The following is a 23,317-nucleotide window of genomic DNA, read 5'->3' as shown; positions in this document are numbered from 1 at the left end:
CCTTAATGAGGGGGTTCGGCGCCGGGCGAAAGGGGCGCGGCGCGCCGACGCGGAGATATCCACGCCGGATCCAGCACCGTCTCGATTATGGCGGCGACGTCGGCGCGGGCGGCCTCGAGCCCATGTCCCGTATCGATGACGAAGTCGGCGCGAGCGCGCTTGTCCGCATCCGGCAGCTGGCGGGCCAGGATGGCCTCGAACCGGTCGCGGGTCATGCCGGGGCGGGCAAGAACCCGTTCGGCCTGGATCGCGGGATCGGCCGTGACCACGACCACGGCGTCCACATGGGCGTCGCCGCCGGTTTCGAACAGCAGGGGGATGTCCAGCACAGCCAGCTTCACCCCCATGGCTCGCGCCGCCGCCAGATCAGCCGCCCGGCCTCGCGTCACCAGAGGATGGACAATGGATTCCAGCCGGCGAAAGGCGGTCTCGTCCCGGCCCAGGGCCTCGGCCAGGCGGGTGCGGTCCACGGCGCCGTCCACGACCACGCCGGGGAAGGCGGCGCCGACCGGTTCGACGGCCGCGCCGCCAGGTGCATAGAGCCGGTGGACGGCGTCGTCGGCGTTCCAGACCACGGCGCCCAGATCGGCGAACATGGCGGTCGTGGTCGACTTGCCCATGCCGATGGAGCCGGTCAGGCCCAGCAGTATCATGTCGCTTCGCCCAGATGCGCCGTCAGCAGGGCGCGCAGGTCCAGCGGCGGGGGCGGGCGGCGGAACAGGGCCTGAAACGAGGGCGCCGCCTGGCCGATCAGCATGGCCAGTCCGTCCACCGTCGGCAGGCCGCACGCCCGCGCCGCCGTCAGGAAGGGGGTGGCCAGGGGCTTGTAGGTCATGTCCATCATCACCGTGCCGGGGGCGACGGCGGCGAAATCCAGATCCGGTTGGACGCTGAGGGCGTTGATCACCAGCACGGCGCCGTCGAGGGCTTCGGAGGCGGGCATGACCTCGACCGAGGGGCCCAGATCATTGGCCAGGGCCTGGGCCCGGTCGGGCGAACGATTGACGATCCGGACCCGAGCCCCCGCCTCGACCAGGGCCCCGGCGCCTGCGCGCGCCGCGCCGCCTGCGCCCAGCATGACCACCGGCCGGCCGGCGAGATTCAGATCCGGCGCTTGTTCCTTCAGACCCAGCATCAGGCCTACGCCGTCGGAACTGTCGGCCGAGACCCGGCCGGCGTCGAAGGTGAGGATATTGGCGGACGAGGTCAGGCGCGCCGCCGGGGTCGCCTGATCCGCCAGGGCGAAGGCCTGTTCCTTGAACGGGGCTGTGACGTTGAGGCCCAGGATCAGTCCGGCCCGGCCCGCCGCGACCAGGGCCTCGAACCCTGCGGCGTCTGCGGGGGCGAAGGGCACATAGGCGCCGTCGATGTCCCCGGCGGCCAGCCAGGCGTTGTGGATGACGGGGCTGAGCGAATGGGCCACCGGATTTCCGGCGATCCCAGCGACCAGGGCCGCGCCCGTGATGCGATGACGGCTCATGCGGGCAGGACTCCGGCGCGGCGCAGTTCGGCCAAAACGGGCCACAGCGGCAGGCCCAGGACGGTGAAATAGTCGCCGTTGATCGCCTCGAACAGCTGGGAGCCCATGCCCTCGAGCCGGTAGGAGCCGACGCAGGCCAGCAGGGCTTCGCCCTCGGCCGCCAGATAGGCGTCGAGGAAGGCGTCGGAGAAGTCGCGCATCCGCATCTCGACCGTGTCCGCGCCGGACCAGACGATCTGGCCCTTCACCGCCAGGGCGGCGCCGGAATGAAGGTGGTGGCTGCGGCCGCGCATGGATTTCAGCCGGTCGCGCGCGGCGTCGAGCGATTTGGCCTTGGAAATCAGCCCGCCATCGAAGGCCAGGGTCTGGTCCGAGCCCAACACCCAGGCGGTTTCGTCATCACGCGACACGGCCAGGGCCTTGGCCTCCGCCAGGCGCACCGCCAGGGCGGCGGCGTCCAGGTCGGTCGAGACGGCCTTGATCGCGTCCTCGTCCACGCCGGCGACGCGGACCTCGAACGGAACACCGGCGTTTTCCAGCATGGCGCGGCGGGCGGCGCTCTTGGACGCGAGGATTAGGGGTTCGCGCTCAAGCAGCCCGGAGGGCGATAGCGCAGCGGAAATAATCATCTACCAGGTCGTTCCGATCTTGTGATTGCGATGCTCGCTGAGCAGGTTGGTGATGGCGGCTGCGGTTTCCTCCACCGAGCGGCGGGTGACGTCGATAGTGGGCCAGCCGCGTCGGGCGAAGGCGCGCTTGGCCTTGATGGTTTCGTCGCGGACGGCGTCCTGGTCCGTATAGTTAGACGACTGGCTGGCGTTCAGATTGTCGATCCGGTTGCGGCGAATCTGGACCAGGCGGTCGGGCGAGACGGTCAGGCCGATGACCAGGGGGTTCTTCAGCTGGGTCAGCCGCTCGCCGTCCTCCTGGCCCGGAACCAGGGGCACATTGGCGGCGCGGATGCCGCGGTGGGCCAGATAGATGCAGGTCGGGGTCTTGGACGTCCGGCTGACCCCGCACAGGACGACATCGGCGCCCTCCAGCTGTTCCAGCGACCCTTGCCCGTCGTCATAGGCCATGGCGAAGTCCAGGGCGGCGATCCGGTTGAAATAGTCGTGGTCCAGGGCGTGCTGGGCGCCGACGCGGGTCGACAGGGCCGCGCCCAGATAGCGGGACATGGCCCCGACCAGGGGATCCAGGGCGCCGATCTGGGGCATGTCCAGCCGGCGGCAGCCCTCTTCAAGCTGTTCGCGCAGGTCGCGATCAACCAGGGTGTGCAGAACCACGCCGGGGGCGGCCTCCACCTCCTGCAACACCCGCTCCATCTGCTTGTCCGACCGCACCAGGGCGTAGATGTGCTCGATCGGAATGACCCCGTCGAACCGCGCCGTCACCGCCTTGGCCATGGCGTTCAGGGTCTCGCCGGTGGAGTCGGACACCAGGTGGACATGGAAATAGGTGGCCAGACGAGCGGGGCCGGGGCGGGGGCCGGTGGGTCGCGCGGGGCTCATGCGATGGATCGACTCCCTGTTGACAGACTCGGGGCGCCTTGGGGACGGCGGGGGACCGTCGGGGCGCCGTTCTCCTTAACGCCTGATCGATCCGGCCGCGAGCGGGGATGAGGGTGGATGGCGAAGACGATCCGAACCCGGTTCATCCCAAGGCGGAAAACCGGTTTCGCCATCGCTGTGGAAAATCCTAATGAAGGGTTAACGCCGGTTTACCTCGTTCACAGCCGCAGACCCGCGCAAACCCTTTGGCGTTAAGGTTTCATTAGGGATTATCCACCGGCTGGATAGTCCTGTTCCGCATCCCCGATCCGCTCTGAGCCCTCGTGGATATCCGTTTTTGTTCCGCCGCCGCCGCCCCATTCGTCCCCGCCATTCCACCGTCCTACCTGCCACTTCGAATCTTTTAATTCTAAATCTGATTAGGGATTGAGAGCGGGGGGCTGTGACCTTAATCGTCCGACATGACCGATCCGACCCAGAACGCTGTTCAGACGCCCATGATGATCCGGGCTCTCCGAGGGGAGACGCTGGATCGCCCGCCGGTCTGGTTCATGCGCCAGGCGGGACGGTATCTGCCCGAGTATCGTCGGCTCAGGGCCGAGGCGCCGGACTTCATCGCCTTTTGCCTGAACCCCGAGATGGCTGCTGAGGCGACGCTTCAGCCGATGCGTCGGTTCGGCTTCGACGCGGCCATCGTGTTCGCCGATATTCTGCTGATCCCGCGGGCTCTGGGTCAGGACGTCTGGTTCGAGACGGGCGAGGGGCCGCGGCTGGGCGAAATGCCGATCCCCGGGCGGATGGCGGAACTGGCGCCCGAGGCGGGCGCGCATCTGTCGGCCGTGGGCGAGACCCTGTCGATCGTGCGCAAGGCCCTGGAGCCGGAACGCGCCCTGATCGGTTTCGCCGGCGCGCCCTGGACGGTGGCGACCTATATGCTGGACGGCGAGCACCGGACCATCGGCAAGGGCGAACGCGCCCAGGCCCGGACCTACGCCTATGCTGATCCGAAGCGGGTGGACGAGACGCTGGAGGTTCTGGTCGAGGCCACGGCGCGGTATCTGAAGATGCAGGCCGACGCCGGCGCCCAGGTTTTGAAGATCTTCGAGAGCTGGGCCGAGGGCCTGCCGGACGATCTGTTTGAAAGATTGGTCCTGAAGCCCCACCAGGCGCTTGTGAGGCGTACGCGGGAGCTGGGTGTCACCGTGCCCCTGATCGGCTTTCCACGGGGCTCTGCGGCGCTTGCAGAGCGATATGCGCAGGAGGTTGAGGTCGACGCCGTCGCCCTGGACACCGCCTGTCCGCTGGAGGTCGGCAAACGGGTGCAGCAGATCAAGCCGATCCAGGGCGCGCTGGACCCCCTGTTGCTGCGCGCCGGGGGCGAACTTCTGGACCGCCGCGTCGATCAGCTGATGGAGGCCTGGGGCCAGGGGCCGTGGGTGTTCAACCTGGGCCATGGCATATTGCCGGACGTGCCTATCGACCATGTCGAATGGGTTCTGAAAAGGATCGGCGCCCAATGACCGAAACCCTGCAAGGCCGCCGGATTGCGGTGGTGCTGTTCAATCTGGGCGGGCCCGACGATCAGGCCTCGGTGAAGCCGTTCCTGTTCAACCTGTTCAATGATCCGGCAATTATCGGCCTGCCGGGATTTGCACGAACGCCCCTGGCCAAGCTGATCTCCAGCCGACGTGAGACCAGCGCCCAGGCCAACTACGCCCTGATGGGGGGCGGATCGCCGTTGTTGCCGGGCACCCGGCGTCAGGCCGAGGCCCTGGAGGCGGTGCTGAACACCCGCCTTGTGGGGGATGAGGTGCGCGTCTTCATCGCCATGCGCTACTGGCATCCGCTGACCGAGGAGACGGCGGTGGACGTGGCGGCTTTCGGGCCCGATGAGGTGGTGCTGCTGCCCCTCTATCCGCAGTTCTCGACCACGACGACCCAGTCTTCGCTGAAGATCTGGAACGAGACCTATGCCGGGTCGGGCGTCAGTCACGCCGTCTGTTGCTATCCCCGCGCCGGCGGCTGGGTCGAGGCCCAGGCCCAGGCCATTGGAACGAAGCTGGACGAGGCGGGGGAGGGGCCTGTGCGCGTGCTGTTCTCGGCCCACGGCATCCCCGAGAAACTGGTCAGCGGCAAGGGCGACCCCTACCAGGAACAGGTCGAGACGACCGTCGCGGCTGTGGTCGCCGCCATCGAACGCGACCGGGGGCCGATCGACCACGCCCTCTGCTATCAGAGCCGCGTCGGGCCGATGAAATGGCTGGGCCCGTCGACGCCCGAGGCCATCGAACAGGCCGGTCGGGACGGGGTCGGGGTCGTGATCACCCCCATCGCCTTCGTGTCCGAACATATCGAGACCCTGGTCGAGCTGGATATCGAATACGGCGAACTGGCCCACGAAAAAGGGGTCAGTATCTATCTGCGGGCGCCGGCTGTCGGGACGGCGCCGCTGTTCATTGAGGCCCTGGCCGATGCGGCCGTCGGCGCCCTTGGCCGGACCGGCGTCGCGCCGTTCGGGCCGGGCTGCAAGGCGGACTGGAAGGCCTGCCCCTATCGTCAGCGCAAGGATGCGGCATGAACCCTTATGACCTCGCGCGCGGCCTGCACATTCTGGCGGTGATCGCCTGGATGGCCGGCCTGCTGTTCCTGCCGCGCCTCTATGCCTATGACGTCGAGCAAAACGCCAAGCCAGAGCCTCTGCGCGGCGAGATGCAGGCTCTGCTGAGGCTGTGGCAGACGCGGCTGCTGCGGATCATCCTCAACCCGGCCATGATCCTGGCCTGGGGGTTCGGCCTGTGGCTGATCCATATCGACGTCTCGGCGCGCGGGGCCGCTTTTCTGGCCGAGCCGTGGATGGTCGCCAAACTTATCGGTGTCTTCCTGCTGAGCGGCTGGCACGGCTTCCTGGCGGCGCAGCGGAAGAAGATCGCGGCGGGGACGTCGAAATATTCCGGCAAGTTCTGGCGGATGACGAATGAGGTCCCGTTTGTCCTGGCCATTGTCATGGTGCTGTCGGTGACGACGGAGTGGACCTTCGGGTGATATTCCTTCTCCCCTTGCGGGAGAAGGTGGCCGAGCGAAGCGAGGTCGGATGAGGGGTGTTCAGGTTTTAGACACGGCGCCACCCCTCACCCTTTCGCCTGACGGATCGCCTGCGGCTCTCCGAGGCTCAAGCCCTCTCCCGCAAGGGGAGAGGGTAAAGCGCAACGCCTCCGCTTGACCTGACCTTCCGGCTGTGGTTCCGCTGGCGGTGAACCGTTCGGTCCTTCCGGCGGTCCCTCTCTCTTCGCGACGCTCGCCGGTTCGACCAGCGGGAGCCCGTCGCGCCTCCCTCCGGCCTTACGGCCAGACATTTCCAGAGACCTGACGCCGTGCGGTTCCGTGCTCGCGTCCGCGAGCCTGTATCATGACCGACGTCACCGACAACGACACCCCCGAGACCGAGAACGCCGAGGTTGAAGCCCCGGCCCATCACGGCGCCGAGCATGAAGCCGGTGAGGCGGCGGGCGCGGATTCCGGCGTGGACACCACGGCGGACGAGGACGACGACGGCGAGTCGGTGGTGCCGAACGGCCGGATCACCCTGGCCGAGCTGAACGAGAAGACGCCGGCCGACCTGGTCGCCTTCGCCGAACAGCTGGAGGTCGAGAACGCCTCGAACCTGCGCAAACAGGATCTGCTGTTCGCCATCCTGAAGGCCCTGGCCGACGAGGAAGTCGAGATCATCGCCGATGGCGTGCTGGAAATCCTGCCCGACGGCTTCGGCTTCCTGCGCAGCTCGGACGCCAACTATCTGCCCGGCCCGGACGACGTCTATGTCTCGCCGTCGCAGATCCGCCGCTTCGGCCTGCGCTCGGGCGACACCGTCCACGGCGCGGTGCGGGCGCCGCGCGAAGGCGAGCGGTATTTCGCCCTGCTCAAGGTCGACACGATCAATCTCGAAGACCCCGAGATGGTCAAGACCAAGGTCCTGTTCGACAACCTGACGCCCCTCTATCCCGAAGAGCGGCTGCACATGGAAATCCAGGATCCGACGTTGAAGGATCGTTCGGGACGGGTCATCGATATTGTCGCGCCGCTGGGCAAGGGCCAGCGCTGCCTGATCGTGGCGCCGCCGCGCGTCGGTAAGACGGTGATGTTGCAGAACATCGCCAAGTCGATCGAGCGGAACCACCCGGAAGTCTTCCTGATCGTCCTGCTGATCGACGAACGGCCGGAAGAGGTCACCGACATGCAACGGACGGTCAAGGGGGAGGTCGTGGCCTCGACCTTCGACGAGCCGGCCACGCGCCACGTCGCCGTCGCCGAAATGGTGATCGAAAAGGCCAAGCGTTTGGTCGAGCACAAGAAGGATGTGGTGATCCTGCTGGACTCCATCACCCGCCTGGGCCGCGCCTACAACGCCACCGTCCCGTCGTCGGGCAAGGTGCTGACCGGCGGTGTGGACGCCAACGCCCTGCAACGGCCGAAGCGCTTCTTCGGCGCCGCGCGGAATGTGGAACAGGGCGGGTCGCTGACCATCATCGCCACGGCCCTGATCGACACCGGCAGCCGGATGGACGAGGTGATCTTTGAAGAGTTCAAGGGCACCGGCAACTCGGAAATCGTGCTGGACCGCAAGGTCGCCGACAAGCGCATCTTCCCCGCCATCGACGTGCTGAAGTCCGGCACCCGCAAGGAAGACCTGATCACGCCGAAGGATCAGCTGGCCAAGACCTATGTCCTGCGTCGCATCCTGAACCCCATGGGTCCGCAGGACGCGATCGAATTCCTGCTCGACAAGCTGCGCCAGTCGAAGAACAACTCGGACTTCTTCCAGTCGATGAACACCTGATCCGTTGTCTAACGGTTTCACGTGGAACAGGAGACCGCAGGCATGAAGGTTCAAGTCGAGATCGATTGCACGCCGGCCGAGGCGCGGGCCTTTCTGGGCCTGCCCGACGTCACGCCTCTGAACGAGGCGATGGTGGCCGAGATGCAGAAGCGGATGGAAGCCAATGTCGCCGCCATGCAACCCGACGAACTGCTGAAGACCTGGACCAGTTTCGGGCTTCAGGCGCAGGATCAGTTCCGTCGCTTGATGGAAGCGGCAGTGAAGTGAAAATCATCTCCTCCCCACGCAGTGGGGAGGGGGACCGCGAAGCGGTGGAGGGGCTCTTGACGTCCCACAGACGCCGGTGATGCGGTGAAGAGCCCCTCCGTCACGGCGCGGAAGACGCGCCGCGCCACCTCCCCGCGGAGCGGGGAGGAGACAGCAGGATCATGACCGACACCATTTTCGCTCTCGCCACTCCGCCCGGTCGGGGGGCTATCGCCGTGTTGAGGCTGTCGGGGCCGGCGGTTGAGCCGACCCTGAATGCGATGGGCGCGGGGCGGTTGAAGCCGCGGATGGCGTCGGTGCGAGACCTGACGCATGACGGCGCCCATATCGATCAGGCCCTGGTGCTGCGGTTCGTCGGGCCCAATTCCTATACCGGCGAGGACGCGGCTGAACTGCACCTGCACGGCGGGCGGGCTGTGGTCGAGGCGGCGAGCCAGGCCCTGATCGCGCTGGGTCTGCGACCGGCCGAGCCGGGCGAGTTCACACGCCGCGCGTTTCAGAACGGACGGATGGACCTGGCCCAGGCCGAGGCGGTCGCCGATCTGATCGACGCGGAGACATCGGCTCAGGCGCGGCAGGCCCTGGGTCAACTGGATGGACAGCTCAGCGCCACCTATGCCGGCTTCCGGCGCGACCTGTTGCACGCCCTGGCTCTGGTTGAGGCCGAGATCGATTTTCCGGACGAGGAGGTGCCCGACAATCTGGCGCTGACCGCCGGACCGGTGCTGGAGCGATTGGCGGACGATCTACGGCGGGCCGTCGCGGCGGGGCGTCGGGGCGAACGGGTGAGGGACGGGTATCGCATCGTCCTGATCGGCGAGACCAACGCCGGCAAGTCGTCGCTGTTCAACGCCCTGATCGAACGCGAGGCGGCCATTGTCACCCCGATCGCGGGCACGACGCGGGATGTGCTGGACGCGGATCTGGTGATCGGCGGCTATGCCGTGACCCTGTCGGACACAGCGGGCCTGAGGGAGAGCGATGATCCGGTCGAGGCCGAGGGCGTGCGACGGGCGCGGCGCCGAGCGGAGGAGGCCGAGCTGCGCCTCTGGGTTCGCGCGCCGGGCGACCCGGAGGGCGTGGCGGCGGATTATGCCCGGCCCGGCGACCTGGTGGTGGCCAATAAGGCGGACCAGGGTACGGCGAGCGTCCCGACGCGGGGCCTCGAGTTTATCAGCGTCAGCAGTCATACCGGAGAGGGCTTGGCGGTTCTGCACGACTGGATCGCCCAGCGGCTGGCTAAGGACCTGTCGGGGGCCGACTTCCCGGCGATCACGCGCGAACGGCATCGGCTGCGGCTGACCGAGGCGCTGGAGGCGGTTGAGGCGGCCGGCGCGGCGCTTGGCGTAGCGCCGGAGATGGCGGGCGACGATCTGCGTCGGGCGGCGTCGGCCCTGGGTCGGGTGACTGGCGAGATCGGGGTGGAGGACGTCCTGGGGGAGGTCTTTTCCACGTTCTGCATAGGAAAGTAATACCGGTGTTTCACGTGAAACACCCTAAGTATGACTACGTTCGATGAACCCCGGCCTGATCGCCGGGACTGGCGAAATCCGCCCATTTGGCCTATGTGGCGCGGATGACCACCCCCATGGATAAATCCTTCGACGTCGTCGTGATCGGCGGCGGCCACGCCGGCTGTGAAGCGGCTGCGGCTTCGGCGCGAGCGGGCGCTCGCACCCTGTTGCTGACCCAGAAGCTCGAGACCATCGGTGAGATGTCGTGTAATCCCGCCATTGGGGGCCTGGGCAAGGGCCACCTGGTGCGAGAGATCGACGCTCTGGACGGGATCATGGGGCGTCTGGCCGATGTGTCCGGCATCCAGTTCCGTCTGCTGAACCGGTCCAAGGGGGCGGCGGTCCGTGGACCGCGCAGTCAGATTGATCGGCGCCTGTACCGCGAGGCCATGCAGGCCGAGCTGGCCGCCACGTGGAACCTGAGCCTGATGGCGGGAACGGCCGAGCGGCTGATCCTGGACGGCGACCGAGTGGTCGGCGTGATGACCGGGGCAGGGGAGACGGTGCGGGCCGGGGCTGTGGTGCTGACCACGGGCACCTTCCTGAACGGAGTGATCCATCGCGGTGACGAACGGATTCCGGCAGGGCGCCATGGCGAAGACCCTTCGACGGGTTTGGCCGCCGATCTTCATGCGGCCGATCTGATGATGGGGCGATTGAAGACCGGGACCCCGGCGCGGTTGGACGGGCGCACCATCGCCTGGGATCGGCTTGAGATGCAGCAGGCGGACGAGACGCCTTCGGCCTTCTCGTTCATGACCGACCGCATCCACGTGAAACAGATCGCGTGCGGCGTGACCCATACGACCGAGGACACCCACCGCATCATCGCCGAGAACCTGGGCGAGAGCGCCGTCTATGGCGGCAAGCTGTCGGGGCGGGGGCCGCGTTATTGCCCGTCCATCGAGGACAAGGTGGTGCGGTTCGCCGACAAGACCAGCCACCAGATCTTTCTGGAACCCGAGGGTCTGGACGATCCGACCGTCTATCCGAACGGCATCTCGACCTCGGTTTCAGAGCCGACCCAGCTGGCCTTCCTGCGCACCATCCCCGGCCTCGAGGCCGTGGAGGTGTTCCGCTATGGCTACGCCATCGAATACGACTATGTCGATCCACGTGAACTGAGCCCCGCGCTCGAGGTGAAGAAGCGGCCGGGGCTCTACCTCGCAGGTCAGATCAACGGTACGACGGGCTATGAAGAGGCGGCCGCTCAGGGCCTGATGGTGGGGCTGAATGCGGCTCGGGCGGCTGCGGGGCAGGGGCCTGTGATCCTGGGTCGAGAGCAGGCCTATATCGGCGTGATGATCGACGACCTGGTGACGCGGGGCGTGACCGAGCCCTATCGGATGTTCACCAGCCGCGCGGAATATCGGCTCACTCTGCGTGCGGACAATGCGGATCAGAGGCTCACGCCGCTGGGTATCGAGATCGGTATTGTCGGGGCGGAGCGCGCGGAGCGGTTTTCGGCCAAGGCGGAAAAACTGTCCGTGGCCGGTGTTGTTTCACGTGAAACTCTCTTTACGCCGAAAGAGGCCAATGCGCTGGGAATTCCCGTGAACGCCGATGGCCGCCGTCGGTCGATGCGGGAGCTGCTGGCCTTCCCCGATGTCAGCCTGGATAATTTCATCAGTGTGCGGCCAGACATCGCCGAATGGGATGCGGATGTCCGTGAACAGGTGGAAATCGACGCCGGCTACGCCAACTACCTGGATCGGCAGGCTATCGACGCGGAGGCGTTGCGACGGGAAGAAGATCTGCTTCTGCCCACCGACCTCGACTATGCCGCGATCGGCAGTCTGTCGAACGAAGTGCGGGAGAAGCTGGTCCGGGTCCAGCCGCGTACCCTGGGCCAGGCCGGACGGATCGAGGGGATGACGCCGGGGGCTTTGACGGCCCTGCTCGCCCACGTGAAAAAAGCGCCTAAAGCCTCGGTCGCCGCCTGATGCTGGAGATCGAAAAGGCCGCGTTCCAGGCCAAAACCGGAGCGTCCGCCGCGCAGATGGCGGACCTTGAGGCCTTCCGAATTCGGTTGGGCGAGGCCAATGCGGTGATGAATCTGGTCGGGCCGGACAGCTTGCCGGACTTTTGGAACCGTCACGCATGGGATAGCGCCCAGCTGTTGACCCAGGCGCCGGACGCCCTGACCTGGGCCGATCTCGGTGCGGGGGCCGGGTTTCCCGGCGTGGTGCTGACCTTATTGCTGAAGGGGCGGGAAGGGGCGCATGTCTGGCTGATCGACAGCCTAGGCAAGCGCTGCCGATTCTTGCAGGAAATGGTCGATCTGTTCGATCTGCCGGCGACCGTGATCAATGGTCGGGCCGAGGAGCAGAGTGTCACGTGCGACATTGTCACCGCCCGCGCGGTGGCGCCGATGGAGCGGTTGCTGGGTTATGCACAGCCCTACTTCCAAAGGGGTGCACAAGGTCTATTCCTTAAGGGGGAGAAGGCCGAATCCGAGTTGATTGAGGCGCGGAAATCCTGGCATTTCGAAGCTGAACTGGCCCCGTCGCAAAGCGACCCGCGCGGCCGTATCGTGACAGTCCGGAGTGTTCGACGTGCCCGATCCCAGCACTAGTAAACTGCCTGCCCGCGTTCTCGCCGTGTCCAACCAGAAGGGCGGGGTCGGCAAGACGACGACCGCCATCAATTTGGGGACCGCCTTGGCCGCCATCGGCAAGCGCGTTCTGATCGTGGATATGGACCCGCAGGGCAATGCTTCGACCGGTTTGGGTGTTCCACGTGAAACGCGCCGGGTCACCATCTATGACGTCGTGGTTGATCAGCGCTCCGTCGATGACGCGGCGGTGCAGACCACGGTGCCGGGACTATGGATCGTGCCGGCGGACGCCGACATGTCCGGCGTCGAGATCGAGCTGAGCCAGGCGGATCGTCGTTCCTACCGTCTGCGGGACGCGTTGAGGGCGCATGACCATGGCCCTACCGCGTATGACTATGTCCTGATCGACTGTCCGCCCTCCCTGAACCTGCTGACCCTGAACGCCATGGCGGCGGCGGATGCGGTCCTGGTGCCGCTACAGTGCGAATTCTTCGCTCTGGAAGGGCTGAGCCAGCTGATGCGCACCATCGACATGGTGAAGCAGAGCCTCAATCCGACGTTGGAAATCCAGGGCCTGGTCCTGACCATGTTCGATCGCCGCAGCGCCCTGTCGGGCCAGGTCGCCAATGACGTTCGCGCCCATTTCGGCGACAAGGTCTATGACAGCGTCATACCGCGCAATGTGCGGGTGGCCGAGGCGCCGTCCTTCGGCAAGCCGGCCCTGATCTATGATCTGAAATGCGCCGGCAGCCAGGCCTATCTGCGCCTGGCCAAGGAAGTGGTGAAGCGCGAACGCCAGCGCCTCAAACTGGCCGCCTGAGCACCGGGCGCCTGAATTCTAGAAGAAGAAACGGAAGAGTATCTTGGCTGAACGACAAAGAGGTCTTGGACGCGGCTTGTCGGCCCTGATGGGCGAGAACGTCGAGGCGCCGACGGCGCCCGGCGCCGCCATGCCGTCGGGCGTCCAACTGGCGCCGATCGAGAGCCTGAAGCCCAACCCCGATCAGCCGCGCAAGATCTTCACCCAGGAGCATCTGGAAGAGCTGACGGCGTCGATCCGCGACAAGGGGGTGTTGCAGCCGATCCTGGTCCGGACCCAGCCCGGCGAAGACGGCGTCTGGCAGATCATCGCCGGTGAACGCCGCTGGCGCGCCGCCCAGGCTGCGCGCCTGACCGAGGTGCCGATCGTCGTCCGCGAGATGGACGACGTCGAGGTGTTCGAAGTCGCCATCATCGAAAACGTCCAGCGCGCCGACCTGAATCCGCTGGAAGAGGCGGACGCCTATCGCGTGCTGATGGAGCGGTTCGGCCGCACCCAGGACCAGGTGGCGGGCATTGTCGGCAAGAGCCGCAGCCATATCGCCAACACCCTGCGCCTGCTTCAGCTGCCGGAAGAGGTGCTGTGGTATGTGCGGCACGGCAAGCTGACGGCCGGTCATGCGCGCGCCCTGGTGACCGCGCCCAACGCCGCCGCCCTGGCGGATCAGGCCTTCAACGAAGGTCTGAACGTGCGTCAGGTCGAGGCCCTGGCGCGCCGTGCGGCGGAAGGCCCCAAGCCGGTCAAGGCCGCGCCGGCGCCGGCCGGGGAGGGCGCCGCCGACGTCGCCGCCCTTCAGCAGGACCTGGCCGACGCCCTGGGCCTGAACGTCCAGCTGAACGACCGCAGCGGCAAGGGCGAGCTGGTCATTCGTTACGGCTCACTGGAGCAGCTCGATGACCTGTGCCGCCGGTTGATGCGGAGCTGAAGGGCGGGCCGCTCTGGGCCAGTTCTGGGCCAGACTCGGGGGTGGAGGCGTGCTAGGGTGGCGGCATGAACGATCAACCGACACCGACCGCCGCCGACAAGCTGAAACAGGCGCTCGCCGCCAAGAAGGCCAAGGCCGGTCACGGGTTCAAGGCCCAGGTCGGCGCCAAGGCGGAGGAAAAGACCGTCTCGGCGCGCAATGTCGCCATGGCCCAGCCCGCCTTCCGCAAGGCCTCGAAGCGGGGCTGACCCGTGGCGGTCGGCCCGTCCCGGCGCGCGGGAACGGGCGGCCGGCGAGCCCGTTACCCCAGCCGCTGTCTCTCCGAGCTTCAGTATTGCGATGAACAGGGCTTCATCGGAGCGCCGGAATATGGTCAGGCTCGCGTCATTCCGACGCCAAGCCGGCCGGGCAAGACAGCAGGACCGCTGACCCATTCCCGACTGGGAGACTGACTTCAATGATCGAACGCCCCCATTCCAAGATCCAGGCCGTCGCCGCCCCCTCCGCCGACCTTGACCGCCGTCGGATTCTGCTCGGCGCGGGGCTCCTGACCGGGGCTGCGGCCCTGGGCCTGTTTGACGCGGCCGAGGCGCAGTCCAATCTCACGGCCGAGGATCGCGCCGTGGTGCAGCAGGCCCAGGCCTATCTGCAGGCCCTGACCGCGGCGCAGGGCAATTTCATCGAGACAGGACCCGGCGGACAGCGTCGCGAAGGGCGCTTCTATCTTCAACGCCCCGGCAAGATGCGGTTCGAATACACCAATCCGGCCGGGCTGCTGGTCGTGTCGGACGGCTACAACGTCAAACGCTATGATCCGCGCCTGAACAATTTCCAGCAGGTCCCGCTGGGGCGGACGCCGCTGTCGACCTTCTTGGCGCGCAATGTCCGGCTGGATCAGGGCGTGCGGATCGATCGCGTCACCCGCATGAGCGCCGGCGCCTTCGCCATCACGGCGCGGGATTCGGCGCGTCCCAATGACGGCTCCGTGGTCCTGGCCTTCTCCGGCAATCCGATCCGCCTTCAGGAATGGACCATCACCGACGCCCAGGGCGCGCGGACGCGGACCCAGTTGACCGGACTGAGGCCGGCGTCAGGCCTGTCCGCCAGCCTGTTCCAGCTGCGCGATCCCACGCGACGTCCCGGCCGCAACTGACGCAATCCTTCGCCGATTACGGTTCTCTGTCCGTTGCCGGATAATCACGCTCAAACGTCAAATATGACAATTTGACCTTTTCCAAAAGGCGTGACATCAAGAACACAGGACGGCGGCGGCCGTTCTACCGCCTCGGATGCATCCCCCTCCCGGCGGCGAGAGAGACGATCAACTTCATCGGCCCGGCCCGTAGCGGCCGGGCCTTTTTTATCTGCCGAGGCCTGCTACAGCGGGGCATGACCCTTCGCCTCGCCACCTGGAACATCAACTCCGTCCGCCTGCGCATCGACCAGGTCGCCCGGTTCGTCGCCGAGAAGGCTCCCGACGTCCTGCTGTTGCAGGAGATCAAATGCACGACGGACCAGTTTCCGCGGGCTGATTTCGAGGCCATGGGCCTGCCGCACCTGCGGGTGGCGGGCCAGAAGGGCTGGCACGGCGTGGCCATCGCCTCGCGTCTGCCGCTGGAGGACAGCGAAACCTTCCAGGTCTGCAAGCTGGGCCACGCCCGCTGCGTCTCGGCGCGGGTCGCCGGGATCGACGTCCAGAATTTCTACATCCCCGCCGGCGGCGACATTCCGGATCGCGCGCTGAACCCGAAGTTCGATCACAAGATGGACTTCTACGAACAGCTGACCGCCATCGTGGCCAAACAGGACAGGTCGCGCCCCCTGGTCATGGCCGGCGACTTCAACATCGCCCCGGGCGAGGGCGACGTGTTCAACCATCGCTACATGTCCAAGATCGTCAGCCACACCCCGATCGAGGTGGAGACCCTGAACCGGCTCCAGGCTACGGGCGGTTTCGCCGACGTGCTGCGGGACCGCTTTCCCGAGCCGCAGAAACTGGCCAGCTGGTGGAGCTATCGCGCGGCGGACTTCCGCAAATCCAACCGCGGCCTGCGCCTGGATCACATCTGGACCTCGCCCGGCCTGACCCCCGCCGTGATCAAGAACACCGCCCGAATCCACGACGACGTCCGCGAATGGGACCGCCCGTCCGACCACGCCCCCGTGACGGTCGATCTGGACGTGTGAAGGCTGCAACGGAGGAGGTTGACGCCTAATCCGAACCGTTTCAACTATCATACAAGCTTTACCGTCCTGAAACAGGATCGGTACTGCTCGGTCATAGAGCCGCTCTAGATGGACCGCGCCGCCCGAGGGGGACGGCGATTTTCATTTGGATGATCCATGACCTTTTCCGGTTCGCTCGCCCGGCGCGCCCTGCTGTGCGCCGCCACCAGCCTCATCGCCTTGAGCGCTGGTTCGGCGCTCGCCCAATCCGGCGCTGAAGTCTCGACGGCCGACAAGTCCGAAGACCCTACGCTTCAGGAAATCGTGGTGACCGGCGCTCGCCGCGCCCAGACGGTGCTGCAACAGGAGCGTGAAGCTACCGGCGTCGTCGACTCTGTCGCTGTCGGCGACGTCAGCCTAAACCCCCAGACCAATATCGCCGATCTGGCCAAGCGGCTGCCGGGCGTGTCGGTCAGTCAGGACCAAGGGCGGAACCAGTCGGCGACGGGTGAGGCCCAATACGTCGCCATTCGCGGCTTCGACACCAGTTTCAACGCCTATACGCTGGACGGCTTGCGTCTGCCCCAGACGGCCGGCGGTCGTTCGATTTCGCTGAATCTCTTCAGCCCGTTCGCAATCCAGGCGATCGGAATCGACAAGACGCCGAATGCGGCGCTCGATGCCGACGCCATCGCCGGCATCGTCAATCTGGTCACCCCGTCCGCCTTCGACTTCGGCGACTCGATGCTGCGCCTGCGCGCGGTGGGACAGATGGCCGAATTGGCCGAGGATCGCGGTCAGGACGGCCTGGGCGGTGCGGTCGGCCTGGACATGGCGCGTCGCTTTGCTGACGGTCGTCTGGGCGTCTATGTCGCCGCCTACTATGAGCAAAAGGACAGCGCCGCCGAGAGTGTCGCGGTTCAGAACGACTACAAGACCTCAAAGGGCAATGTCGGTTCGGCGCGCGACAATGAAAACGCCTTGTCGGCGGACGGTCTGCAGTGGAACTTCTTCAACTCCACCGTCGAACGCTATGGCGCCACGGCGGCTCTGGATTATCGCACCCAGCCTTTGGACCTGTTCGCGCGGGTCAATTATGCGACCTACACCAATACCAATACCATGAACCAGACGGGTCTGCGCAGCGAGCGGACCTCGGGTCAGACCAATCCCAATGCCGCTTCCAATCCGGGGGGCGCCAACTACAACGCAGCCGGCGACTACACGCCCTACGGCATCAACCCCGCTAACTATTTCCGCGTCGAGGATGTCGAGCAGGAACTGCTGTCGGTGCAGACCGGGGGCAAATTGCGTTTCGGCGATTTCACCGCCTCGCTGGAAGCCGCCTATGCCGACGGACGCCTGGACTCGCCCAATACGATCGAAGCCGCCTGGCGCGGCGTTTCCTATAATGGCGCGCCCGGCAATACCGGCGCCTCGTCGGAGGGGTTGAAGATTGACCTGTCAGACGCCCGCTGGCCGATGCCGGTGCTGTCGTCGGGTGCGACCGCCTATGTCGCCAGCCAGGACCGCCCCAGCCAGATCTATGTGCAACGCGGCTACAGCTATCTGTCGGAGGTCAAGAAGACGGTGAAGGGCGATCTGACCTGGAAGGGCTCGGGCCTGCTGGCCAGCGCGTCGGTTGGCGGCCTCTATGAAACGGCGGACCAAGACGGCCGCAGCCTGACGCCGGACGACACGCGCTATCGTTTCCGCACCTCTCTTCAGGCCGGCACTGTGGACGGCCCCTCGATCGGCGCGACGCCCGGCCAACTGATCACCGACTTCATGGGGCACGGCACGGTGCGCCCGGTCAAACTGGTGGATCGTCGCTTTGTGGAGCATGAGCTGGATCTGTACGGCTCGACGGTGACGGTCTCGCAAGACAAGCTGAACCAGGGCCTGTCGGACAGTAAGGAAGACCGTTCGGCCGCCTTCGCCGCCGCCACGCTGAAGTTGGCGGGCGGCGATCTGGAGATCACCCCCGGCGTTCGCTACGAAGACAATCACTTCGAAGCCCGCTTCTTCGTCAAGGATGCGGATGGCGCTCGTTTCGCCACGGCCGACCGGGATTATGACCATGTCGATCCCAGCGTCGTCGCCGCCTGGCGTCCCAACGACGCTCTCGTGGTTCGCGCGGCCGCCCGGTCCAGCTACAGCCGCCCCTCGGGCAGCCAACTGGCGGGGCCCACCACCGTCAGTCGCGATCCCGTCACCAACGCCGTCATCAGCATCAGCCAACCGAATCCGGACCTGAAGCCGGTCGAGGGCTGGAACTATGACCTGGGCCTGGAATGGTACGCCGTCGGCGCCAATCTGCAGCTGGCCGTCTACCACAAGGATCTGGACAATATCGTCGTGCCGACCGCCCTGCGGAATGGAACGAGCGCGGCCAGTGACGGGGTGATCATGATCAAGCCGTTCAACGGCTTGGGCGGTTCGGCCACCGGCGTCGAACTGGGCGGCCGTTACGCGCTTCCGGTCGAGGGCTGGCTGGACGGCGTGTCGTTTGGCGGAAACCTGACCTACCAGCAGACCCGCGCCGAATACCGCCTGTCCTCGACGGTGACGCGTGAGAGCGACCTGCCCCAGGCGCCCGAGCTGATGTACAATCTGGAAGCCGGCTATGAGCATGGGCCGTTGCGCGCCAGCCTTTGGTACAACCACACCGGTCGGCGTCTGGACACAGTGCAGGACAGCCAGCCGGACATCTATATCCAGGCGTCCAAGGAGCTGAACCTGGGCGTGGCCCTGACCCTGGCGCCGGGACTGGAAGTCGGGGCGGCGGTCCGCAATCTGACTGACGAACCGACCCGTTGGTCGACCGTCGGCGCGGGCGAACGCTATGTCTCGCCCGACCGCAAGGGCGGCTATCTGGAAACCGGCCGGGTCTTCCAGGTCAGCGTCAACGCCACCTTCTAAGGCGCGGACGTCAGAACCGATGCAGACATGACAGAGGGCGGCGGGGTTCAGCCGCCGCCCTCAAATCTGTCGCGACTGCTTCAGTAGACCTGGACCTTTGGGCTGTCGGTTGAGGCCGTCGGTTTGGCCCTGCGCTTCAGCGCCTTAACCGCGCGCGCCAGTCGTTCGACAGCCTGCTGCAGTTCGCTCTCCGGAAGGGTGTAGGGCAGGCGCAGGCGCTGCTCGAAAGCGCCGTCAATCCCGAAGCGGGGTCCTGCGGCGAGCCGCAGCCCTTCCGTTTCGGCTTGGACCATCAGGGCGGAACTGATCGGCGCGGGAAGCCGTACCCAGAGCGACAGACCGCCGGCGGGTCGAGGGCAGGACCAGTCGGGCAGGTGCTGGGCCAGTTGCGCCCGAAGGTGGTCCCGCCGCGCGCGCAACAGGGGGCGGCGCGCCGCCAGGGCCGCGCCGCCGTCGTTCAGCAGCTCCACGGCGGCCAGTTGCTCCAGGATCGGGACGCCCAGATCGAAGCTGGCGCGGCTTTGGGCCAGGCGCTGGATCACGGCGCGGTCGGCGCGGATCCAGCCGATGCGGAGGCCGCCCCAGACGCTCTTGGACATGGAGCCCAGACGCACGATGCGTGGGGCGTCTACGGCCGAGGCGGTGAGGGCCGGGGGGCCGCTGAGCGTTAGCTCGACCAAGGTTTCGTCCAGCACCAGCAGGGTCTCCGACCCCTTTAGCCCGGCCAGAAGCCGGGAGCGGTCCTGGGCGCGCATCATCCGGCCGGTCGGGTTGTTGTGATCCAATACCAGATAGGCCATCGGGGCGCCGCTGCTGCGACACGTCGATATCAGGCCGTCTACGTCCCAGCCGTCCTCGCCGCCGTCGTCGGGCAGAGCGACCGGCGTCGGCCGCCCCCCAGCCGCCAGAATGGCGTCGATCGCCTGGGGGTAGGTGGGATGGTCAAAAACCACCGCAGCGCCGGGTCGGACGGTCAGGCGCAGCAGATGGACCAGGCCGTTGTGGGCGCCGTGGGTGATCAGGATCTGGCCTGCCGAGGTCGCCAGGCCCCGCCGCCGATAGCCTTTGGCTACCGCTTCGCGCAGTTCCTCCAATCCCGCCGGCTCATAGCCGTGACCGGGCAGATTGGCGGGAAGGCGCTCCAGCGCGCGCACATAGGCCGCGTGGACGTTGGGATCGGCCGGAAGGACCGCCGCCGTGAGGTCGATCATCCCTGGCGTCGAAGGGGCGTCCTTCGGCGTTTGGCGAGGGGCCGGCCCCACCGGCAGACTGGTGCGCGCCGCCTCGCCCTGACCGCCGACCAGAAAGCCGTCATCGCGTAGTCGTCCATAGGCGGCCGAGACGGTCGTACGGCTCAAACCCAGGGCCTGCGCCACTTCGCGCTCGCCCGGCAGCCGCACCGCCAGCGGCAGGCGTCCGTCGAGGATCAGCAGTCGTACCGCGGCCGCCAGCTGTCGATAGGTCGCGCCGGCGCCGCGCGTGCGCCAGACGCCGAGGTGGCGGACAAGGGAAGGAAGACCTATCGAACGGGGAGACATGAGGCCAGAATGACAGAACTGGCTCTTTTTTATAGGGCCAGTATCGCGCATTTCTGCGAAATGACCCGTCGCCTCTCCCAGCTTTTCGCCGGCCTTGTCCTTTATAGCCTGTCCATCGCTCTTATCGTCCGCGCCGATCTGGGGCTCGATCCGTGGGATGTGCTGAACCAGGGGGTGTTCGAGCGGTTCGCCGGCCCGGCCGGGATCAGCTTCGGCCTGGTGGTCAATCTGATCGGTATGGCCGTTCTGCTGCTGTGGATTCCCCTGCGCCAGCGGCCTGGAATAGGGACTGTGGCCAATGTGCTGGTGATCGGCACGGTCGCGAATTTCGGTCTGGACTGGATCCCGTCTGACCTGGGCCTACCGGTCCGGGCGGGTCTGTTGGGCGCGGGCGTGGTTCTGAATGGCGTCGCCAGCGGGGCCTATATCGGCGCGGGCCTTGGTCCCGGCCCCCGCGACGGCCTGATGACCGGCATCGTCGCCCGCACGGGCTGGCCGGTGAAATGGGTCCGGACCGCCATCGAGCTGAGCGTCATCGCCCTGGGCTGGCTGTTGGGCGGTTCTGTCGGGATCGGCACGGTGATTTACGCCGTGTCCATCGGCCCGCTGGTCCACCTGTTCCTGCCGATGTTCACGATCCATCGCCGAGGCGGAGCCGCCTAGGGCTGAAGGCGATATCCGCCCGCGTCGGTCAGTAGGAGGCGGGCCTGGCCGGGTTCGGGCTCGATCTTCTGGCGCAGACGATAGATGTGGGTTTCCAGCGTGTGGGTGGTGACGCCGGCGTTATAGCCCCAGACCTCGGTCAGCAGTTCCTCGCGCGACACGGGCTTGGCCCCGGCGCGGTAGAGGTATTTGAGGATGTTGGTTTCCTTCTCGGTCAACCGCACCTTCTTGCCCTTGGCGTCCATCAGGACCTTGGCGGCGGGCCGGAACTCGTAGGGACCGATGGAGAAGACGGCGTCTTCCGATTGTTCGTGGCTGCGCAGATGGGCGCGGATGCGGGCCAGCAGGACGGCGAACCGGAAAGGCTTGGTGACATAGTCATTGGCCCCGGCGTCCAGGCCCAGGATGGCGTCGGCGTCGGCGGCCTGGGCCGTCAGCATGATGACCGGGGTTGAGACCCCGTCCTTGCGCAGCAGGCGGCAGGCCTCGCGGCCGTCCATGTCGGGCAGGTCGACGTCCAGCAGGATCAGGTCGGCGCGGATCTCGCGCCCCATGCGGACGCCGTCGGTGGCGGTGGAGGCCTGCTGGGTCTTGAACTCCTCGTGGAGATTCAACTGCTCGGCCAGGGCCTCGCGCAGGTCGTCGTCGTCGTCGATGATCAGAATGGTCTTGGGCGTGGGCATATGCAGACAATGGCGAGGCTTGGCCCCCGCGCCAAGGCTTGGGGGTGCGAATTCACGTCGGGTTACGGCCTAGAGGGTGTTTAAGGACGATTTCGTTCCCCGAACAACGCCGTTCCCACCCGAACATGGGTGGCGCCGCAGCGAATGGCGGTCTCGTAATCGCCGCTCATCCCCATCGACAGGACCGAAAGTTGGTTTCTGTCAGCGATCTGTTTCAGCAGGACGAAATGGGGCGTCGGGTCTTCATCCGCCGGCGGAATACACATCAGGCCCTCGACCGTCAGGCCGTAGGTGTCGCGCGCGGCGTGGATCAGGGCGTCGGCGTCGTCGGGCAGGACGCCCGCCTTCTGGGGTTCCGCGCCCGTATTGACCTGGATCAGGACCCGGGGCGCGCGGTTGAGCTTTTTCGCCGCCTCGGCCAGGGCGCGGGCCAGTTTTTCGCGGTCCAGGGTCTCGATGACGTCGAACAGGGCCACGGCGTCCTCGGCCTTGTTGGTCTGCAAAGGGCCGATCAGACGCAGTTCCAGGTCGTTCAGACCGGGGAGACGCTCGGTCCAGCGCCCTTGCGCCTCCTGCACCCGGTTTTCGCCGAACACCCGCTGGCCGGCGGCGAGTATGGCGTCGATGGCCTCGGGCGGCTGGGTCTTGGACACGGCGGTCAGGGTGACGGCGGCCGTGTCCCGTCCGGCGGCGCGACAGGCGGCGTCGATTCGCGCGCGCACCTCCGCCAGGTTTTCGGCGATGGACGCAGGCGAGGAAGCAGGGGAAGTAGGGGTCATGATCCTGTCGGCCGATTACAGCGATGAGGCGCGTGCGCTCTGGGATGCGGCGACCGCTCTAAACCGCGCCGCCGCCGCTGTCAGCCCGAGCGCCGCCGGTTTGCCGCCGCTGCTGTTCTTCACCGACCCGGAGCGGACGCCCCGGCCATGGGAGACGGCGGCCCGGCTGCCGGCGGGATCGGCGGTGGTCTATCGCGCCTTCGGGGCGGAGGACGCGGTCGAGACGGGGGCGAGGCTGCGCCGGGCTACGCGGGACGCGGGGGCGAAACTGCTGGTGGGGCTGGACCAGGCCCTGGCGGAGGCGGTCGAAGCGGATGGGCTGCACCTGCCCGAACGGGAGGCGGCGCGGGCGGTTGCGATCCGGCGGGGTCGGCCCGGGTGGTTGCTGACGGCGGCCTGGCACGGCGGCGACGTCCAGAAAGAGGGCCTGGACGCCCTGGTGTTGTCGCCGATTTTTCCTGCAGGCGGGGCGTCTGCGGTCAAGCCGCCTTTGGGGATCGAGGCTTTGCGCCGATCTACGATCGCGGCGGGTCTGCCGGTCTATGCGCTCGGGGGCGTCGATGCGGCGACGGCCGCGGACCTGATCGGATCAGGGGCGTGCGGGCTGGCGGGCGTGGCCGCGATCCAGTCGGCGTTTCGATAGGGTTCGTCGCTCGGG

General features: G+C 66.7%; 23 protein-coding genes. 16 read left to right on the top strand and 7 right to left on the bottom strand.

What is annotated here, in order from left to right:
• Nucleotides 1-2: 2 nt before the first annotated feature.
• From coaE to ACW177_RS01580, 4 genes are read right to left on the bottom strand one after another with little or no spacing between them, the layout of a single operon-like run.
• Nucleotides 3-653: a dephospho-CoA kinase gene (gene coaE, locus ACW177_RS01595; protein ID WP_492026921.1), complete on the bottom strand. Its 651-nt coding sequence runs from the start codon at nucleotides 651-653 to the stop codon at nucleotides 3-5.
• The gene (locus ACW177_RS01590) at nucleotides 650-1,480 is read right to left on the bottom strand and encodes a shikimate dehydrogenase family protein (protein WP_492026920.1); all 831 of its coding nucleotides are present in this window, start codon (nucleotides 1,478-1,480) and stop codon (nucleotides 650-652) included. Before ACW177_RS01590 ends, coaE begins: the two co-directional genes overlap by 4 nt.
• Entirely contained in the window at nucleotides 1,477-2,109 is a 633-nt protein-coding gene (locus ACW177_RS01585) for a Maf family protein (RefSeq protein ID WP_492026919.1), read from the bottom strand. Before ACW177_RS01585 ends, ACW177_RS01590 begins: the two co-directional genes overlap by 4 nt.
• Complete coding sequence (locus ACW177_RS01580; RefSeq protein WP_492026918.1) at nucleotides 2,110-2,991, bottom strand: pyruvate, water dikinase regulatory protein; 882 nt, start codon at nucleotides 2,989-2,991, stop codon at nucleotides 2,110-2,112.
• Nucleotides 2,992-3,452: 461 nt separating this feature from the next.
• Between ACW177_RS01580 and hemE the strand changes: the two genes are divergently transcribed.
• From hemE to ACW177_RS01510, 14 genes are all read left to right on the top strand, one after another.
• Nucleotides 3,453-4,511, top strand: a complete 1,059-nt coding sequence (gene hemE / locus ACW177_RS01575; protein WP_492026917.1) for a uroporphyrinogen decarboxylase — start codon at nucleotides 3,453-3,455, stop codon at nucleotides 4,509-4,511.
• Entirely contained in the window at nucleotides 4,508-5,569 is a 1,062-nt protein-coding gene (gene hemH / locus ACW177_RS01570) for a ferrochelatase (protein WP_492026916.1), read from the top strand. The genes hemE and hemH overlap by 4 nt, the downstream gene beginning before the upstream one ends.
• Nucleotides 5,566-6,033: a CopD family protein gene (locus ACW177_RS01565; protein ID WP_492026915.1), complete on the top strand. Its 468-nt coding sequence runs from the start codon at nucleotides 5,566-5,568 to the stop codon at nucleotides 6,031-6,033. Before hemH ends, ACW177_RS01565 begins: the two co-directional genes overlap by 4 nt.
• Nucleotides 6,034-6,397: 364 nt before the next feature.
• Complete coding sequence (rho, locus tag ACW177_RS01560) at nucleotides 6,398-7,825, top strand: transcription termination factor Rho (RefSeq protein WP_492026914.1); 1,428 nt, start codon at nucleotides 6,398-6,400, stop codon at nucleotides 7,823-7,825.
• 42 nt (nucleotides 7,826-7,867) lie between these two features.
• Nucleotides 7,868-8,092, top strand: a complete 225-nt coding sequence (locus ACW177_RS01555) for a DUF6489 family protein (RefSeq protein WP_492026913.1) — start codon at nucleotides 7,868-7,870, stop codon at nucleotides 8,090-8,092.
• 161 nt (nucleotides 8,093-8,253) lie between these two features.
• Nucleotides 8,254-9,564, top strand: a complete 1,311-nt coding sequence (gene mnmE, locus ACW177_RS01550) for a tRNA uridine-5-carboxymethylaminomethyl(34) synthesis GTPase MnmE (RefSeq protein WP_492026912.1) — start codon at nucleotides 8,254-8,256, stop codon at nucleotides 9,562-9,564.
• Nucleotides 9,565-9,680: 116 nt separating this feature from the next.
• Nucleotides 9,681-11,549 (top strand): tRNA uridine-5-carboxymethylaminomethyl(34) synthesis enzyme MnmG, encoded by a 1,869-nt coding sequence (gene mnmG, locus ACW177_RS01545; RefSeq protein ID WP_492026911.1) that lies wholly within the window; start codon nucleotides 9,681-9,683, stop codon nucleotides 11,547-11,549.
• Nucleotides 11,549-12,181, top strand: coding sequence for a 16S rRNA (guanine(527)-N(7))-methyltransferase RsmG (gene rsmG / locus ACW177_RS01540; RefSeq protein ID WP_492026910.1), 633 nt, complete (start codon nucleotides 11,549-11,551; stop codon nucleotides 12,179-12,181). The genes mnmG and rsmG overlap by 1 nt, the downstream gene beginning before the upstream one ends.
• Before the next feature lie 4 nt (nucleotides 12,182-12,185).
• A complete protein-coding gene (locus ACW177_RS01535) occupies nucleotides 12,186-12,983 on the top strand; it encodes a ParA family protein (protein ID WP_492028052.1) in 798 nt (265 codons plus the stop codon).
• 43 nt (nucleotides 12,984-13,026) lie between these two features.
• Complete coding sequence (locus tag ACW177_RS01530) at nucleotides 13,027-13,908, top strand: ParB/RepB/Spo0J family partition protein (protein WP_492026909.1); 882 nt, start codon at nucleotides 13,027-13,029, stop codon at nucleotides 13,906-13,908.
• A 65-nt stretch (nucleotides 13,909-13,973) separates the two neighbouring features.
• Nucleotides 13,974-14,156: a hypothetical protein gene (locus ACW177_RS01525; RefSeq protein ID WP_492026908.1), complete on the top strand. Its 183-nt coding sequence runs from the start codon at nucleotides 13,974-13,976 to the stop codon at nucleotides 14,154-14,156.
• A 209-nt stretch (nucleotides 14,157-14,365) separates the two neighbouring features.
• Nucleotides 14,366-15,061, top strand: coding sequence for a LolA family protein (locus ACW177_RS01520; protein ID WP_492026907.1), 696 nt, complete (start codon nucleotides 14,366-14,368; stop codon nucleotides 15,059-15,061).
• A 236-nt stretch (nucleotides 15,062-15,297) separates the two neighbouring features.
• Nucleotides 15,298-16,095: an exodeoxyribonuclease III gene (locus ACW177_RS01515; RefSeq protein WP_492026906.1), complete on the top strand. Its 798-nt coding sequence runs from the start codon at nucleotides 15,298-15,300 to the stop codon at nucleotides 16,093-16,095.
• A gap of 156 nt (nucleotides 16,096-16,251) precedes the next feature.
• On the top strand, nucleotides 16,252-18,996 hold the full coding sequence (locus tag ACW177_RS01510) for a TonB-dependent receptor (RefSeq protein ID WP_492026905.1): 2,745 nt from the start codon (nucleotides 16,252-16,254) through the stop codon (nucleotides 18,994-18,996).
• Between the two features lie 80 nt (nucleotides 18,997-19,076).
• Here ACW177_RS01510 and yczR read toward each other — a convergent pair whose 3' ends face one another.
• On the bottom strand, nucleotides 19,077-20,534 hold the full coding sequence (yczR, locus tag ACW177_RS01505) for a MocR-like transcription factor YczR (protein WP_492026904.1): 1,458 nt from the start codon (nucleotides 20,532-20,534) through the stop codon (nucleotides 19,077-19,079).
• Nucleotides 20,535-20,594: 60 nt separating this feature from the next.
• On the opposite strand from yczR, the gene yczE reads away from it, so the two are divergent.
• Nucleotides 20,595-21,197, top strand: a complete 603-nt coding sequence (gene yczE / locus ACW177_RS01500; protein WP_492026903.1) for a membrane protein YczE — start codon at nucleotides 20,595-20,597, stop codon at nucleotides 21,195-21,197.
• Here the strand turns inward: yczE and ACW177_RS01495 are convergent.
• Together ACW177_RS01495 and ACW177_RS01490 are read right to left on the bottom strand one after the other, a co-directional pair.
• Nucleotides 21,194-21,880 (bottom strand): response regulator transcription factor, encoded by a 687-nt coding sequence (locus ACW177_RS01495; protein ID WP_287927404.1) that lies wholly within the window; start codon nucleotides 21,878-21,880, stop codon nucleotides 21,194-21,196. The two genes, yczE and ACW177_RS01495, sit on opposite strands and share 4 nt — an antisense overlap.
• 80 nt (nucleotides 21,881-21,960) lie before the next feature.
• Nucleotides 21,961-22,659 (bottom strand): YggS family pyridoxal phosphate-dependent enzyme, encoded by a 699-nt coding sequence (locus tag ACW177_RS01490; protein ID WP_492026902.1) that lies wholly within the window; start codon nucleotides 22,657-22,659, stop codon nucleotides 21,961-21,963.
• Between ACW177_RS01490 and ACW177_RS01485 the strand changes: the two genes are divergently transcribed.
• Nucleotides 22,658-23,302 carry a thiamine phosphate synthase gene (locus ACW177_RS01485; RefSeq protein WP_492026901.1) on the top strand — a complete coding sequence of 215 codons (645 nt, stop codon included), beginning with the start codon at nucleotides 22,658-22,660 and terminating at the stop codon, nucleotides 23,300-23,302. The genes ACW177_RS01490 and ACW177_RS01485 overlap by 2 nt on opposite strands.
• Nucleotides 23,303-23,317: the final 15 nt, after the last annotated feature.

The organism is Brevundimonas sp. AVps23W (assembly GCF_058681395.1).
This window is presented reverse-complemented; position numbering and strand designations above follow the sequence as displayed.